Source organism: Rhodovulum bhavnagarense, from assembly GCF_004343505.1.
Taxonomy (GTDB): Bacteria; Pseudomonadota; Alphaproteobacteria; order Rhodobacterales; family Rhodobacteraceae; genus Rhodovulum; species Rhodovulum bhavnagarense.
This window is the reverse complement of record NZ_SLXU01000009.1, coordinates 14,794-27,820: the sequence shown is the minus strand read 5'-3', so window position 1 is coordinate 27,820 and position 13,027 is coordinate 14,794. Positions and strand designations below refer to the sequence as shown.

At 62.5% G+C, this 13,027-nt stretch carries 12 protein-coding genes and 1 tRNA gene; 5 read left to right on the top strand and 8 right to left on the bottom strand.

Going from position 1 to position 13,027, the window contains the following annotated elements; genetic code table 11:
- Positions 1-5: 5 nt before the first annotated feature.
- On the bottom strand, positions 6-611 hold the full coding sequence (locus tag EV663_RS10065) for a 50S ribosomal protein L21 (RefSeq protein ID WP_132951670.1): 606 nt from the start codon (positions 609-611) through the stop codon (positions 6-8).
- 195 nt (positions 612-806) lie between these two features.
- Positions 807-1,631 carry a hypothetical protein gene (locus EV663_RS10060; RefSeq protein WP_132951669.1) on the bottom strand — a complete coding sequence of 275 codons (825 nt, stop codon included), beginning with the start codon at positions 1,629-1,631 and terminating at the stop codon, positions 807-809.
- A 139-nt stretch (positions 1,632-1,770) separates the two neighbouring features.
- Here EV663_RS10060 and EV663_RS10055 point away from each other — a divergent pair.
- Positions 1,771-1,860, top strand: a tRNA-Ser gene (locus EV663_RS10055).
- Between the two features lie 349 nt (positions 1,861-2,209).
- Entirely contained in the window at positions 2,210-3,046 is an 837-nt protein-coding gene (locus tag EV663_RS10050; RefSeq protein WP_132951668.1) for a protein NO VEIN domain-containing protein, read from the top strand.
- Between the two features lie 70 nt (positions 3,047-3,116).
- Here EV663_RS10050 and EV663_RS10045 read toward each other — a convergent pair whose 3' ends face one another.
- The 6 genes from EV663_RS10045 to fabI all read right to left on the bottom strand — a co-directional run bounded on the left by EV663_RS10045 (position 3,117) and on the right by fabI (position 8,636).
- Entirely contained in the window at positions 3,117-3,395 is a 279-nt protein-coding gene (locus tag EV663_RS10045) for a hypothetical protein (RefSeq protein ID WP_132951667.1), read from the bottom strand.
- A gap of 5 nt (positions 3,396-3,400) precedes the next feature.
- Complete coding sequence (locus EV663_RS10040; protein ID WP_132951666.1) at positions 3,401-4,456, bottom strand: hypothetical protein; 1,056 nt, start codon at positions 4,454-4,456, stop codon at positions 3,401-3,403.
- Positions 4,457-4,824: 368 nt separating this feature from the next.
- The gene (locus tag EV663_RS15970; RefSeq protein WP_279432541.1) at positions 4,825-4,950 is read right to left on the bottom strand and encodes a hypothetical protein; all 126 of its coding nucleotides are present in this window, start codon (positions 4,948-4,950) and stop codon (positions 4,825-4,827) included.
- Positions 4,947-5,192, bottom strand: coding sequence for a transposase (locus EV663_RS10035; RefSeq protein WP_132951665.1), 246 nt, complete (start codon positions 5,190-5,192; stop codon positions 4,947-4,949). The genes EV663_RS15970 and EV663_RS10035 overlap by 4 nt, the downstream gene beginning before the upstream one ends.
- Positions 5,193-5,425: 233 nt before the next feature.
- Complete coding sequence (locus EV663_RS10030) at positions 5,426-7,858, bottom strand: DUF3141 domain-containing protein (protein WP_243697933.1); 2,433 nt, start codon at positions 7,856-7,858, stop codon at positions 5,426-5,428.
- 13 nt (positions 7,859-7,871) lie between these two features.
- Positions 7,872-8,636: an enoyl-ACP reductase FabI gene (gene fabI / locus EV663_RS10025; RefSeq protein WP_132951745.1), complete on the bottom strand. Its 765-nt coding sequence runs from the start codon at positions 8,634-8,636 to the stop codon at positions 7,872-7,874.
- Between the two features lie 257 nt (positions 8,637-8,893).
- On the opposite strand from fabI, the gene EV663_RS10020 reads away from it, so the two are divergent.
- The 3 genes from EV663_RS10020 (at position 8,894) to EV663_RS10010 (ending at position 13,025) form a co-directional block, all read left to right on the top strand.
- Positions 8,894-9,808 carry a LysR substrate-binding domain-containing protein gene (locus EV663_RS10020; RefSeq protein ID WP_132951664.1) on the top strand — a complete coding sequence of 305 codons (915 nt, stop codon included), beginning with the start codon at positions 8,894-8,896 and terminating at the stop codon, positions 9,806-9,808.
- 89 nt (positions 9,809-9,897) lie between these two features.
- A complete protein-coding gene (locus EV663_RS10015) occupies positions 9,898-11,943 on the top strand; it encodes an ABC transporter substrate-binding protein (protein ID WP_132951663.1) in 2,046 nt (681 codons plus the stop codon).
- Between the two features lie 89 nt (positions 11,944-12,032).
- Positions 12,033-13,025, top strand: coding sequence for an ABC transporter permease (locus EV663_RS10010; protein ID WP_243697932.1), 993 nt, complete (start codon positions 12,033-12,035; stop codon positions 13,023-13,025).
- Positions 13,026-13,027: the final 2 nt, after the last annotated feature.

The following is a 13,027-nucleotide window of genomic DNA, read 5'->3' as shown; positions in this document are numbered from 1 at the left end:
CTCGATTAGCCCTTGGCCAGGTCCGCAGCCTGTGCGATCCAGCCTTCTTTCTCGATCTTGCCCTTGAGGCCCAGCCGCGCGTCCATCGCGGCGGCCTGCTCATTCGTCCAGGCGGCGATCTGGGCAAATCGGGTGATACCGGCCTCGTGGAACTTCTTTTCCATCGCGGGGCCGACGCCGGACAGTTTTTTCAGGTCATCACCACCGGCGGAAACTTTGTCCTTGGCCGCATTGGCAGGCGCGGCGCCGGACGGGGCCGAAACACTGCCTGCGCCGATCGCGGCCTTGACGCCAGACGCCTCGGCACCAGCCTCTAGGATCTCGGTCACGCGCAGCAGGGTCAATTGCTGGCGATGCCCTTTTCTGCGCTGCGAGCTGTGCTTGCGGCGGCGCTTGACGTAATGGATGACCTTGTCACCCTTGATCTGGTCGATCACCTGGGCCTGAACACCCGCACCTTGCACGAACGGGGCGCCGACGGTGGCACCAACCATGAGAATGTCGTTGAACTGCACGGTTTCACCGGCAGAGGCGGCAAGCTTTTCGACACGCAGCAGGTCACCCGACTGCACCTTGTATTGCTTGCCACCGGTCTTGAGGACCGCGAACATGGGTCATTTCCTTTTCTTTGCCGCATCCTGTGGCCCCGCCCCATGCTGGGCGGCGTTCTTGCCTGTGGCGCCTCGGACAGCGCGCCCCGCGAGGGACGATTGTTCAAACATGAATGGCCCGAGGGAAGCCCCGGGCCGAGTGCGCTAACTGGATCATTTTCCCGCGCAAGTCAAGCCCCGCCCGAGCCAGCCGCCTCAGATATCCTCGCCCGCCACGAAACGGGCCGCCACTACCCCCAGCTCGTGTGAGATTCGAGAAAAGGCCCGGTCGAAGCCGGCAAAAAGCGCACCGTTCAGTGCCTGCCCTTCGGCGCTTCGCGACAACGCGACGTACTCATCCAGCACCGCGTCAGACAGCGGCGCATAGGCCAGCGCGAGATAGGAATATAGCCATTGCTCGGTTTCGGCGCGAATCTCGGGCTCCTGCTCCCAGACATCGCGCAACATCTCATCCTCGGTCGGCGGCCTGGCAAAGGCGCCGCCCTCTGCCAGCCCGGCGTAGAAGGCGAAATTGGCATTCATTGCGCCCACGACATTCTGTTCGACCAGATCGTTGACACCGATCACGCGACCCAGAAGATCAAGACGCGGATCACGATTGGCGCGCATGTCCCGCAACCGTTCAAGGCTTGCCGCTTCGATATCGGGATCCAGCAGTGCCCACCGTGCCTCGATCTCGCGCGCAACGACACGAGAACCGCGCCCAGAGGCAAGGAATGTGGCGAGCGGACCTTTATCCTCGCGCGCCAGGTCGCGCTCCAGCGTGTCGGTCAATGTCGCAAGCATGCGGGCACTGTCATAAATGTCACTGACGGCAACGGCCCAGCGTTCGCCCCCGCGACCCACGAACAACTCTTGTTCCATCCTCGCACCATGGGCCAAACCCTCGGCGCGCATGACCTCGACCATGTCGGCCAATCGCAACGCCGCCAAAAGCCCGCCCGCCCCATCCGAAACCCCGGCGGGACCCGGCATGGCCAGGCCCAAAACCATCAAACACGCAATCAGAACACGACGCATGGCGGCCTCCTTCCGCAATTGCGAAGGACCTAGTAACAGAATGTCCCCTTTCCAACCATGGCTCCGGCCCAATGCGCAAAAATGGGTTGCACCCGACTCTTCTTCGCTCTATGCCGCGGTCCACGAGCCACAGGCGTGCGGAGAGGTGCCGGAGTGGTCGAACGGGGCGGTCTCGAAAACCGTTGAGCCTTCACGGGCTCCCAGGGTTCGAATCCCTGTCTCTCCGCCACTTGCACATTGCAAACCCGAAAACAGGTCCCTCGCGGGGCCTTTTTCTTTATGTGACAAAGGGGTTTGCACGGACCATCCGCCCTTCGGAGACTGGCCGACTGCGCGAGATCGGTCTCCGAACGCCCACCGTCTCTTTCCAGCCGCCCCTCGCTCCCGGCGAGACGGATTCAAAACCCCCATACATTTCAATGAACTGACGGGCGCGCGTTGCGCCCGCGTTTCGCTGGTTCCGGCTTGTCTCAAAGCAGGCGGAGACGCGACACGGGCGGCGTGGTCGTTAGTATGACTTGGGAGTTTTGCGCGAAGTCTCTGATGACAAACGCAGTTTCCGCCCTTAGCCTGGCGCGATGTCAAACGGGGCCTGGACCGATCAAGAGAACGACCTGATCGTCGCGGATTACTTCGCGATGCTGGCGTACGACGTCTCTGGTCGCCCCTACAACAAGGCCGAGCACCGGCGCGGGCTTCTGCCCCTGTTGAATGATCGCTCCGAGGGATCGGTCGAGTTCAAGCACCAGAACATCAGCGCCGTGCTGAAGGGGCTGGGTGAAGACTGGATCCCCGGCTACAAGCCCGCCTTCAATTTCCAGATGACGCTGGTGGATGCCGTGGCGCGCTGGCTGGCGCTGAACCCGGCATGGCTCGGCCGCCATTCGGGTACCAGAGCGACGACCGGCCTCGCGGAGGCGCGGCCGATCTGGATTGGGCCGCCGCCCACGCTGTCGAACCAGCCGCCGCCGCAGGAGCTGGAGCAGATGCTGCACATCGCCCGCAAATTCGATGTCGCGGCGAGAGACGAGCGAAACCGCGCCCTCGGCCGTGCCGGTGAGGAACGTGTGCTGGCGCACGAACGTGCCGCCCTGAAATCAGCAGGCCGCGACGATCTTGCGCGCAAGGTCAGGTGGGTGTCGGAGGAGGATGGCGATGGTGCCGGCTACGATATCTCCAGCTTCGCGCCGGACGGCCGTCCGCGCCTGATCGAGGTGAAGACGACGAATGGCTGGGAACGCACCCCTTTCCACATCAGCCGCAACGAGCTGGCCGTGGCCGAGGAACGGCGCTCGGAATGGTCCCTGTTCCGGCTCTGGAACTTCGCGCGCGAACCGAAGGCGTTCGAGCTGCACCCGCCGCTGGACGCGCATGTCTCGCTGACCGCGACGTCCTTTCAGGCGAGTTTTCATTGAAGCACACAGCGGATGATCGAGACATCAGGGATTGGCCAGTGCATCGATAGCCACGCATCGACACAAACTTCTAAATGTGACCGCCGTCGTTTAGAATTTTCTCATAGTTCTCGTGGCTTAACGTGCATTCGACCAGCTGCTGAAACTGCGCCTTTGTAAGTTTGCACTGTCGCGCCATCTGAGCCACAAGCGGCGACCCTAACATCTTATATTTTGAGCCAAAAGATGTCTTGGTATTTACAATCGTCTTCTTCCCGTTCTTATCAAAGAATTGATAGTACGAGTGATCGGTATTGTTCTTCTGGAAGCCCTTGCGCAGAAGTGCCGATTCAACGTCATCTCTCTGCATGGCAACTACTCACTGTCCATTGAAAATCGCGCTCGTAAATTATTTGCAAGCTCAATAGCCTTAGGTGACAGCGCATCGTCATTCTCTTGGGCGTACTCAAGCCAAAGCATCCGAAGCGCTTCGTCGATTTCGTCTTCAAGTGCAGGCCTTGTTTCTGCACAAACCAAAATCTCGAAATCACTCGAGGATGAAAGCATGCCGCTATCCTCATCGAGCTCGATCTCGAAGTTTAGCGGAGGAACGACCGAGATGACGCTTCCAGCGACTTCAAAATGCTTGATCGCAATCGGAGAGAGGTCGAGTTCGGTGACGTCGTCAACGTCAGAAATCAGCGTTGGATCATTCTTTTCATTATACTGAATGTTCCCATGAATCTGGATTAGGCCCCTGGCATTCTCCAGCAGCGTCGGCTCGAAATCATCCTGGTAAACCGCTTGGACCGTATTTCCACTCAATAGTTTGAGAGATAGTGACCTTTGGACAAAATCCATCTTCACGAGCGTCCCGGTCAGGTAACCGTGGGTTTCTCCAAACTCATGAACCTTACCCGATGACTCAATTCGTTCGATCTTATCAAGCGCGTTCTTCCCGCCGAAAAGCCGTTTGTGCCTGTAGTCCTCAATGGAAAGCACCAGCCCCGATCTCTTAGGCGGCTGAGCAGCCTTGTATCGTTTCAGGATTGCAGACCGATAGATGTGGTCAGGGACGATTTGGCTAACCTTCGCGGAATCTTCTGCCTCAATCGCCTCGCTGAGAGCCCTGAATTTATGCGCGACTGATTTTATTTCGTCTTCGTTAAAAAAATCGTCGGAAGGATCGCCAATCTCCTGCGGCAGCGCATATCCACCGTTCTCGGGGACTTGGCAGATTATCGCGAAAGTCTTTTCAATCTCCCGTGAAACCCTTGCGCGCTGCTTCATAACGTTTCCACGTTCTTGCTTTGCCAAGAGATAAACGATTTGCTGAATGTTTTCCAAGGCGCGCACCATAACCTGTGCTGGTACGGTGTGCCCTATTGTCTTTGGGCCTTCAAAATGCAGGCGAATGTTTCTATCGTCCATAGCAGACAGCCCAAAGTATAGAAGATCACGGCCCCCTCAGACGGATTTCCGTTTGGAAGCGTGTCACGCGTTTACGTCAAGATTTCGCAGGAAGCAAACGCCGCGCACGCGGCTCCCTTGATTGTTCATCATTTGTGTCCTCAAGGCAATCCAGTTGCGACTTGTCCTCCAGCAGCAGTCACCAGCTCAGAACGAGGTTGTTCACGGCATTGAGAAGACTGCGCTGGGTGCTACGCACCATGACAAAACGCCCGCTCAGCCTGCTCCTGCCATGTCTCCCCGGCCAGAAAGCACAGGTCGTAGAGGCTGAACGGCGCGTTCTGATGCGCCACAAGCCAGATAGACCCGAACACCGGTGCCAGGCCCGATCATGCCCCATCCACCGCGCGGATCAGACGCGTCAGCGCCGCCTCCGCAATATCGCTTTCGAACCGCAGCACGCGCCCCTTCGCCAGACGAAGCTCAATCCAGACAGCAGGCACAGGATTGGTCACCGCGGGAAGATCCGGAACGGACGGCGCGCCAACTGGCAGGAACAGCGCCCCTGCATCCGGTGACAGAGGCCTTTTCGCTTCAGCTCATGGCGCCACGCATAAATCTGTTGCCGTGTCACCTCGTAGCGCTGCGCAACCTGCGTCACCGTAGCGCCGCCCACACCCACCGCGCTCACGATCGCCAGCTTCTCGTCGTCACCCCAATAACGGCGCCGCTCGACCCCCAGAATTTCGCCCCGCATGATCCCTCCGCGCATAAGAGACGTCGCAAACGACGTCGCTATGCACGTGTCTTAGGCTATCAGGCCGCCTCACGGCAGGCGGTGGCAATCGGGCGGTTACGTCAGAACGCCTGCGTCAGCACCAGCTTTTGAAACGGCATACGCGGGAACTTTTCGGCATTCTCCAGGGCGATTCATAAGGCGCGCCCCACACCCCGCCCGATCGGGGCGCGGGCCGGTTTGCGCCGGGGCGTTTAACTGGCCGCCGCGTCTGGCGATGCGGGTGCCGCCATGGATGGTGCCAGCGGATCGTCCAGCACATCCTGCGTCACCGGCCCAAGCCCCAGCACCGCGCGGAAACGGTTGAGCATCTCAAGCGTGTGCGGGGCCATCTCGTTGATCGGGCCGGGGACATATTGCACGACACGCGCGGCCAACTCGCGCTCTGCCCCCTCGTGCAACAGGCTGGGCAGCGCCGCGATGGCGCCTTCGGGATCGTAGGTGGCGATCAGGGTCTGTTCGTGGATGATATGGGCGCGTACCTCCGTCGGCAGGTCACGGAACGGCGCGTCGCGGTTCAGCACCCGGGCCGAGCGTTCCAGCCGGTCGCGCCGCACCGCGCCCCGGCTTTCAGCCAGAAGCACCAGCATGCGGATCACCGCCTCGATGAACCCGCCCTGCGCGATGCGCGACAGCGTGCCTTGCACCATGGGCAGCGCGCGCAACTCATCGGCGCTCTTGCGGGTGCGGCGCAACGCCATCGGCTGACCAAAGGCGCGCGCCCAGGGGGTGTTCCACAGCGCGAAAAAACTCATCTCGTAGGCCGCGTCGCGCATGTCGCGCGCAAGATCGATCCATTGCTCGGTCAGGTCGACTGCCAAACGCTCCATCGCCAGGAAGGGGTTGGCTGGATCGACGGGGATGCGCGTTTCGCGGATCTTCGCGGCCGCCGTCGCCACCGTCGCCATCGCGGGGTTGAGCGAAGATAGCGCCACACGCTGGGCACGCAGCGGATGCAGGGCACGGGCCGCACCGGCGGCACGCGGGCTGACCATGGCGCGGATGGCGGGGCGGATCAGCGTGTCATAGGCATCGGCCTGCATCTGGCTGGCGCGCGCGACCGCGGCAAAGGCGACCTCTTCCTCGCGGTTGCCGCCCAGGGCCTCAAGGTCGGCAAAGCTGCGCTCGGCGAAACTGACGAGAAACCGCTTGTCCGCGCCCGCACCCTCGATCTTGTCGATCTGCATCTCGTAAAGGCCGGGCGCAAGCGCCTCGATGGTCTTGAGGGTCGAGGACACCTCGGAATGTTCCTTGAGGGCGATCCGGGATGACACGAAGATACCCAGGTGGCCGACCTCTTCGTGCACCATGTAGACGATACGCTGGCCGCGGATACGGATTTCGTCGACATCGGCATAGGCGTCGAGAATCCAGTTCAGCGCCTGCTGCGGCGGGGTGATGTTGTCGCCGTGGCTGGCAAAGACGATGATCGGCGCGCGGATCTGCTTTATATCGACCAGCCGGCCCGGTTCCAGCATCGCGGTATTCTTGGTCAGGCGGTTGCCGATGAACAATTGTTCCACGATCCAGCGGATTTCCGCCTCGTTCAACATGAAAAAGCCACCCCACCAGCGCTCGAACTCCAGGAATCGCGCGCGGACCCTCGGGTCATCGACATCCGCCATCATGTCGGCATATTTGCGAAACCACGTCCGGCCGGGGTTCAGCATCTCGAAGTTCATCACCAGGTTGGCGCCGTCGAACACGCCGCCGCCCAGGTCGGCCCACATCATCGGCTGCCACGTCCCGCCCAACAGCCCGCCGTTATAACGCATCGGGTGGCGCCCCACCTCGCCCGACCAGGTGGCGACCGGCGCACCGTTCAGAACGATCGGGCCGGTCAGGTCCGGGTTGGTCGCGGCCAGCAAGAGCGTGGCCCAGCCGCCTTGGCAATTGCCGGTGATGACCGGCTTGGCCGCGTCAGGGTGGCGGCGGGTGACTTCGCGCACGAATTCGGCCTCGGCGCGGGTGACATCGGCCAGCGTCTGGCCCGGCACCGGATCACGCCCGAAGGCCACGAAATAGACCGGGTGGCCATCGCGCAGCGCAACGCCGACCTGGCTGTCGGGCTTGAACCCACCGATGCCGCCGCCATGGCCCGCGCGCGGGTCGATGATAATGTAGGGACGCTTGAAATCATGCACCGTGACACCCTTGGGCGGCAGGATACGCAAAAGTTGATAATTGCACGGGTGCGGCAGGTCGGCGCCATCCATGATTACCTCGTAATCGTAGATCAGCACCGGCGGGCAACCCGCGGATTCATGGGCGCGAAAATTGTCGCCACGTTCGCGCATCACGTCCAGCGTCAGAACCCAGCGTTCGGTCGCGTCCCGCAGCCAGGCCCCCCAGGCCGCGATAGGTTGGGTGCCGGGGCGCGCGATATCGGCCGCCAGCCCGCTCAGCGCGCCAAGCGTGGCCCGCGCCCGGGCGGTATGGCCGTCAAGGATCGCGCCGCCATGACGCGTGGCAACCTCGCGCATCAGTTGCGTGCCCTCCAGCGCTTCGGCCATCTGGGCGCTCATTGCTGCAAACCGGTCTTGCGGCATCTGTCCCAAACCGCCCAGCGTTGCGGCGATCATGTCGGCAGCATCCAGGGTCGAGGGGCGCGGGGTCGTGATATGCATAGGCTGTCTCCGTTCAGGCCGTGATGGAATAGCCGCCGTCAATGGGATGAACACCGCCGGTCACGTTCGACGCCTCGCGGCTAGCGAGAAAGGCGCAATAGGCCCCCACATTCTGGATCGTGGCAAGGTGATGGGTGGGGGCGCGGCGCGCGGCGGCGTCCAGCAACTCGTCGAATTCCGCGATGCCCGAGGCCGCACGCGTGGCAAGCGGGCCGGGGCTGAGGGCATGGACCGAGATGCCGCGCGGCCCCAGCTCGGCGGCGGCATAGCGCACCACCGATTCCAACGCGGCCTTGACCGGGCCCATGATGTTGTAATGCTCCACCACCCGGCTCGCGCCTTGGAACGACACGGTGATACAGGTTCCTCCCTCGGGCATCAGGGGCTCGGCCCGGCGGATCATCCGCAGGAAGGAATGCACCGAGATATCCATCGCCAAGCCGAACCCCTCGGCCGAGCAATCCACGACGCGACCGTGCAGATCGTCCCGCGGGCAGAAGGCGATCGAGTGCAGCACCGTGTCAAGCTTGCCCCAGCGTTCGGTGATCTCGGCGAAAAGCGCGTCCATCTGCGCCTCGTTGCGCACGTCGAGCGGGGCCATGATGTCGGCCTCCAGTTCCTCGGCCAGGGGGCGGACATGGGGTTCGGCCTTGTCGTTTAGCCAGGTGACAGCCAGTTTCGCGCCCTGCGCCCGCAATGCCTGCGCACAGCCCCAGGCGATGGATTGCGCATTGGCAATACCGACAACCAAAGCCGTTTGACCCCGTAGTGAAAACATGCCGCCCATGCCGCAACCCCCGGTTTTCGCGGATGCAGCATAACCACGCCAGATGTCGGGCATGTTACACTGGCATGACAACCAGCGCCCCGCTCGCGCACGGTATTACGGGGTCTCTCACGGGGCTGTGCGCATGAACCAACGCGTGGGAATAGAGCAGGAAGGGAAACACCGCGTCGACATTCCCAGGAGACACATGCGATATTCGGCCAGCATTGCCCACACCGAGCCATTCCAAACATTCAGGACAGCGGACCATGACAGCCGCCTCTTTCAAGGGTTTGACCGTTGCCCAGCTACGCGCGGTAGAGGCCGTGGCGCGTCTGGGCAGTTTCTCTGCAGCCGCGCAGGAATTGAACGTCTCCCAGCCCTCGGTGTCGAACCACATTGCCGCGGCAGAGAGGCTGTCGCGGGCGCTGCTGTTCAACCGGCAGGGTCATTCGATCCGGCCCGGCCCCGCGCTCGAGGTGCTGTTGCCCCGGATCCGCGCGCTCTTGGCGCTTTATGCCGATGTGGAGCGGGATCTGGTGGCGGCGCGCGATCTGGCGATGGGGGCGCTACGGATCGGCTATTCCACCTACCAGATTGCAATGCCGGTGATCGGGCGGTTCATGCAGGCCCATCCCGGTATCGAGATCGAGGCGCGCGCGCTGGCCTCTGCCGACGTTCTGGCGGGGGTGGAGGCCGGGCGGCTCGATATCGGCTTTGTCACCGGGCGGGAAGTGCCCGCCGGGATGCAGGGCTGGGCTCTTGTCGAAACGCCGGTGGTTCTGGTCGCCCCGCCGGATCATCCGCTGGCGGACAAGGGCTGGGCCGATTGGGCCGAGATCGCGGAACTCTCGCTGATCCAGCGCGAGAAAGGCTCTGGCACTCGGCAACTGTTCGAAGGGGCGGCGAAGCTTGCCCGAATCGCGCCGAAAACGGTGCTTGCGCTTGGCTCTTGGGGGTCGATCGTGGCGATGGTACGCGAAGGTTTGGGGCTAGGGGTGGCGCTGGCGGCGGAACTGACCAAGGGCGACGGGCTGGTCCCGGTCCGTATCTCCGAAGGTCGCCTGACTGCGCAACATTTCATTATCTGTCAAAAGGATATGGCCCATGTTGCGGCGGTTCAGGCCTTCGTCTCGCTGGCGTCGGCCCAGTATGACGGCTCTGTGAAGCCCGCAAATTCATAGCGTTTTGCTATATACTCACTCATTTTACATGTTCGTCATATGGCCACGCCAAAGCTCCGGGGTCGTTTCGTTTACCGGAGACTTTCCCCATGACCAAAGCCCTCCTCCTGTCCGGCGGTGCCGTACTGGCGCTGACGCTTCCGGCGCTGGCCAACTGCCCCGCAGTGACCGTCGCCGATCTTCAGGGTCTCAGCCCCGATTATCCGCAGCAATTCGAACTGGCCGAGTTCGAAGCCAAGGCCGCCTGTGACCTCGGCTTTGCCGAGAACCCCGAGATCGCGGCGCTGAACGGCGAGATCCTGGGCAATGGCGCATTGCCGCCCGTGTCCGAGCGCCTGCCGCAAGAGCCGCTGGTCGTGGCGCCCTATGCGGCCATCGGCAGCTATGGTGGCACCCTGACCGGCCTGTCACGCGGCACCGAGTCGGGCACCTCGGACCTGCTGTCGGTGCGCCACGTCAACCTGGTGCGCTACTCCGACGACCTGCAGACCATCGTTCCGAACGTCGCCCGGTCGTGGGAATGGAACGACGATTTCACCAAGCTGACCTTCACCCTGCGCCAGGGGCACAAGTGGTCGGACGGTGCACCCTTCACCGCCGAGGATGTGGCGTTCTGGTACAATGACGTGCTGATGAACCCCGCCGTCATCGAAAAGGCGCCGGGCCGCTGGCTGTTCGACGGCCAGCCCGCCACCGTCGAGGCCATCGACGAGACCACCGTCACCTTCACCCTCCCGGTCGCGCAGCCGAACCTGCTGAACCGCTGGGCCATCGACTATGGCCAGACCTTCCTGCCCAAGCATTTCCTGGGCCGCTACCTGGACAAGTACAACGCCGATGCCGCCGCGCTGCGCGCCGCGCACGGCTTTGCCGACGAGGCCGAGGCGGTCAACTTCTTCTACGGCAATTCCGACTGGAAGGACGTGCCCTCGCCGCTGATGAAGGATGCCGACAAGGTCGCCGCCATCGGCACCGCGGTCATGCCGACGCTGGAATCGCATATCGTCGTCGAAGAGAATACCGAGGGCCGCCACCTGGTCGCCAACCCGTATTTCCACATGGTGGACACGGCCGGCAACCAGCTGCCCTACATTTCCGAGATCAACGAGGAATACGTGCCCGAGCGTGAGGTCGTGAACCTGCGCATCATGAATGGCGAGGTCACCTGGAAGCAGCAGGCGATGCAGCTGAACGACTTCCCCCTGTTGAAGGAAAATGAGGGCAAGGGCGATTACACCGTCGCGTTGGCGCCGACGCTGGGCCAGTCGCCCTATTACAGCTTCAACCGGACCCACAAGGACCCGGTCCTGCGCGAGATCTTCTCGGATGTGCGGTTCAGCCAGGCGCTGTCGCTGGGCCTGGATCGTAACGAGATCAACGAGATCGTCTATCTCGGCCAGGGCAAGCCGATGCAGACGGCCGCGGCGGAACACGTCACGGTACCGTTCCTGTCGGCCGAGGATTTGACCGACTTCACCGAATACGATCCTGCGCGGGCCAACGCCCTGCTGGACGAGATGGGTCTTGCCCGCGGCAGTGACGGCGTCCGCCGCCGCCCCGACGGCAAGCCGCTGTCGATCCGCATCACCTTTGCCAGCCAGGGCACCGCGTCCCAATTGCATGAATTGGCCGCAGGCTACTGGTCGGATCTGGGTATTCAGGTCGACGTACGCGAGGTCACCTCGGACGAGTATCGCGCCGCCGCCAATGCCAACGAGGTCGACGTGCTGACCTGGAAGAACGACGGCGTGTCCGGCCCGAACATCAGCCAGGACGTGACCGACGCGCTGTTCCCGGGCGATCCGTTCAACCCCAAGGGCCATGCCGACTGGGCGACCTGGATCGAGACCGACGGCGCCGAAGGCATGGAACCCCCGGCCTATATCAAGCGCCTCTTCGAGGTGGCGGGCGCTTTCATCAAGCATCCGCTGGGCACCGACGAAAGCAACGCCCTGGGTGCCGAGATGATGAAGATCCATCTCGACAACATGATCAAGATCGGCGTCGTGTCCGAGATCCCCGAACCGTATGTCTATGCCAACGCGCTGAAGAACGTGCCGGCGCTGACGGCCAAGGCCTACGACTACTACTGGACCTACCCCTACCGCCCGCAGCAGTGGTGGCTGGAGCAGTAAGCGCACCCCCGCGTATCTGACGCAAGGCTCCGGGCGCTCGCGCGCCCGGGCCACACCCCACCCCATGCGATCGTGCAAGGACAAGGCCCATGCTGCGGTTCACCGCCGAACGCTTCGTCGGAATGATCGTCACGATGCTTCTGGTGTCGCTGATGGTCTTCATCATCATGGAACTGCCACCCGGCGACTATGCCGACCGCTACGCCTTCCGCAAGTATTCCGGCACCGGCGTGTCGGTGACAGAGGCCGACATCCAGGCGATCCGGGTCGAGCTGGGCCTCGATAAGCCGATGCTGCTGCGGTATTTCGACTGGATCGGGAACATCGTCCTGCATGGCGATTTCGGACAGGCGTTTGCGTTTGAAACCTCGGTGACCAAGGTGATCGGGGACAAGGCGCTGCTGACCACGGCGATCCTGTTCGGCACGCTGATCATCACCTATCTGGTGTCGATCCCCATCGGCATCTACGCGGCCGTAAAACGGGCCTCTTTCGCCGATTACGGGCTGACCACCTTTTCCTATCTCGGCCTTGCGCTGCCCAACTTCCTGCTGGCGCTGATCCTGCTCTATTTCGCCAACCGCTGGTTCAACGCCGATATCGGCGGGCTGTTCTCGGCCGAGATGAAGGACGCGCCCTGGTCGCTGGCCAAGGCCGGCGACCTGATCGCGCATCTCTGGCTGCCCGCCATCGTCCTGGCGTGGTCGGCGGTCGCCTACCAGTTGCAAACGGTTCGCGCCACCATGTCCGATGAGTTGAACAAGCTCTCGGTCACGGCGGCCCGGGCGCGGGGCGTGCCGGAGACAAAGCTCCTGATCAAGTATCCGGCACGCCTCGCGATCAACCCGGTGGTCTCCACCATCGGGTTCGACGTGAACCGCATCTTTTCCGAACTGCCCATCGTGGCTGTGGTCCTGGGCCTGACCGAGCTGGGCGAGCTGCTGCTGCGGGCCTATCTGGACCTCGACATGTATGTGGCCGGCGCGATCCTGCTGCTGCTCACCTTCATGATCGTCTTCATGAATTTCATCTCCGACATCCTGCTGGCGTGGCTGGACCCGCGCATCAAGCTGGGGGGCTGACG

What these genes read in the sequence shown, in the direction of transcription:
- EV663_RS10020 (WP_132951664.1), top strand. Translation starts at nt 8,894, where the DNA reads ATGACAGCCGCCTCTTTCAAGGGTTTGACCGTTGCCCAGCTACGCGCG.
- EV663_RS10035 (WP_132951665.1), bottom strand. Translation starts at nt 5,192, where the DNA reads ATGCGGGGCGAAATTCTGGGGGTCGAGCGGCGCCGTTATTGGGGTGAC.
- EV663_RS10060 (WP_132951669.1), bottom strand. Translation starts at nt 1,631, where the DNA reads ATGCGTCGTGTTCTGATTGCGTGTTTGATGGTTTTGGGCCTGGCCATG.
- EV663_RS10065 (WP_132951670.1), bottom strand. Translation starts at nt 611, where the DNA reads ATGTTCGCGGTCCTCAAGACCGGTGGCAAGCAATACAAGGTGCAGTCG.
- EV663_RS10015 (WP_132951663.1), top strand. Translation starts at nt 9,898, where the DNA reads ATGACCAAAGCCCTCCTCCTGTCCGGCGGTGCCGTACTGGCGCTGACG.
- EV663_RS10045 (WP_132951667.1), bottom strand. Translation starts at nt 3,395, where the DNA reads ATGCAGAGAGATGACGTTGAATCGGCACTTCTGCGCAAGGGCTTCCAG.
- fabI (WP_132951745.1), bottom strand. Translation starts at nt 8,636, where the DNA reads ATGTTTTCACTACGGGGTCAAACGGCTTTGGTTGTCGGTATTGCCAAT.
- EV663_RS10030 (WP_243697933.1), bottom strand. Translation starts at nt 7,858, where the DNA reads ATGCATATCACGACCCCGCGCCCCTCGACCCTGGATGCTGCCGACATG.
- EV663_RS10010 (WP_243697932.1), top strand. Translation starts at nt 12,033, where the DNA reads ATGCTGCGGTTCACCGCCGAACGCTTCGTCGGAATGATCGTCACGATG.
- EV663_RS10040 (WP_132951666.1), bottom strand. Translation starts at nt 4,456, where the DNA reads ATGGACGATAGAAACATTCGCCTGCATTTTGAAGGCCCAAAGACAATA.
- EV663_RS10050 (WP_132951668.1), top strand. Translation starts at nt 2,210, where the DNA reads ATGTCAAACGGGGCCTGGACCGATCAAGAGAACGACCTGATCGTCGCG.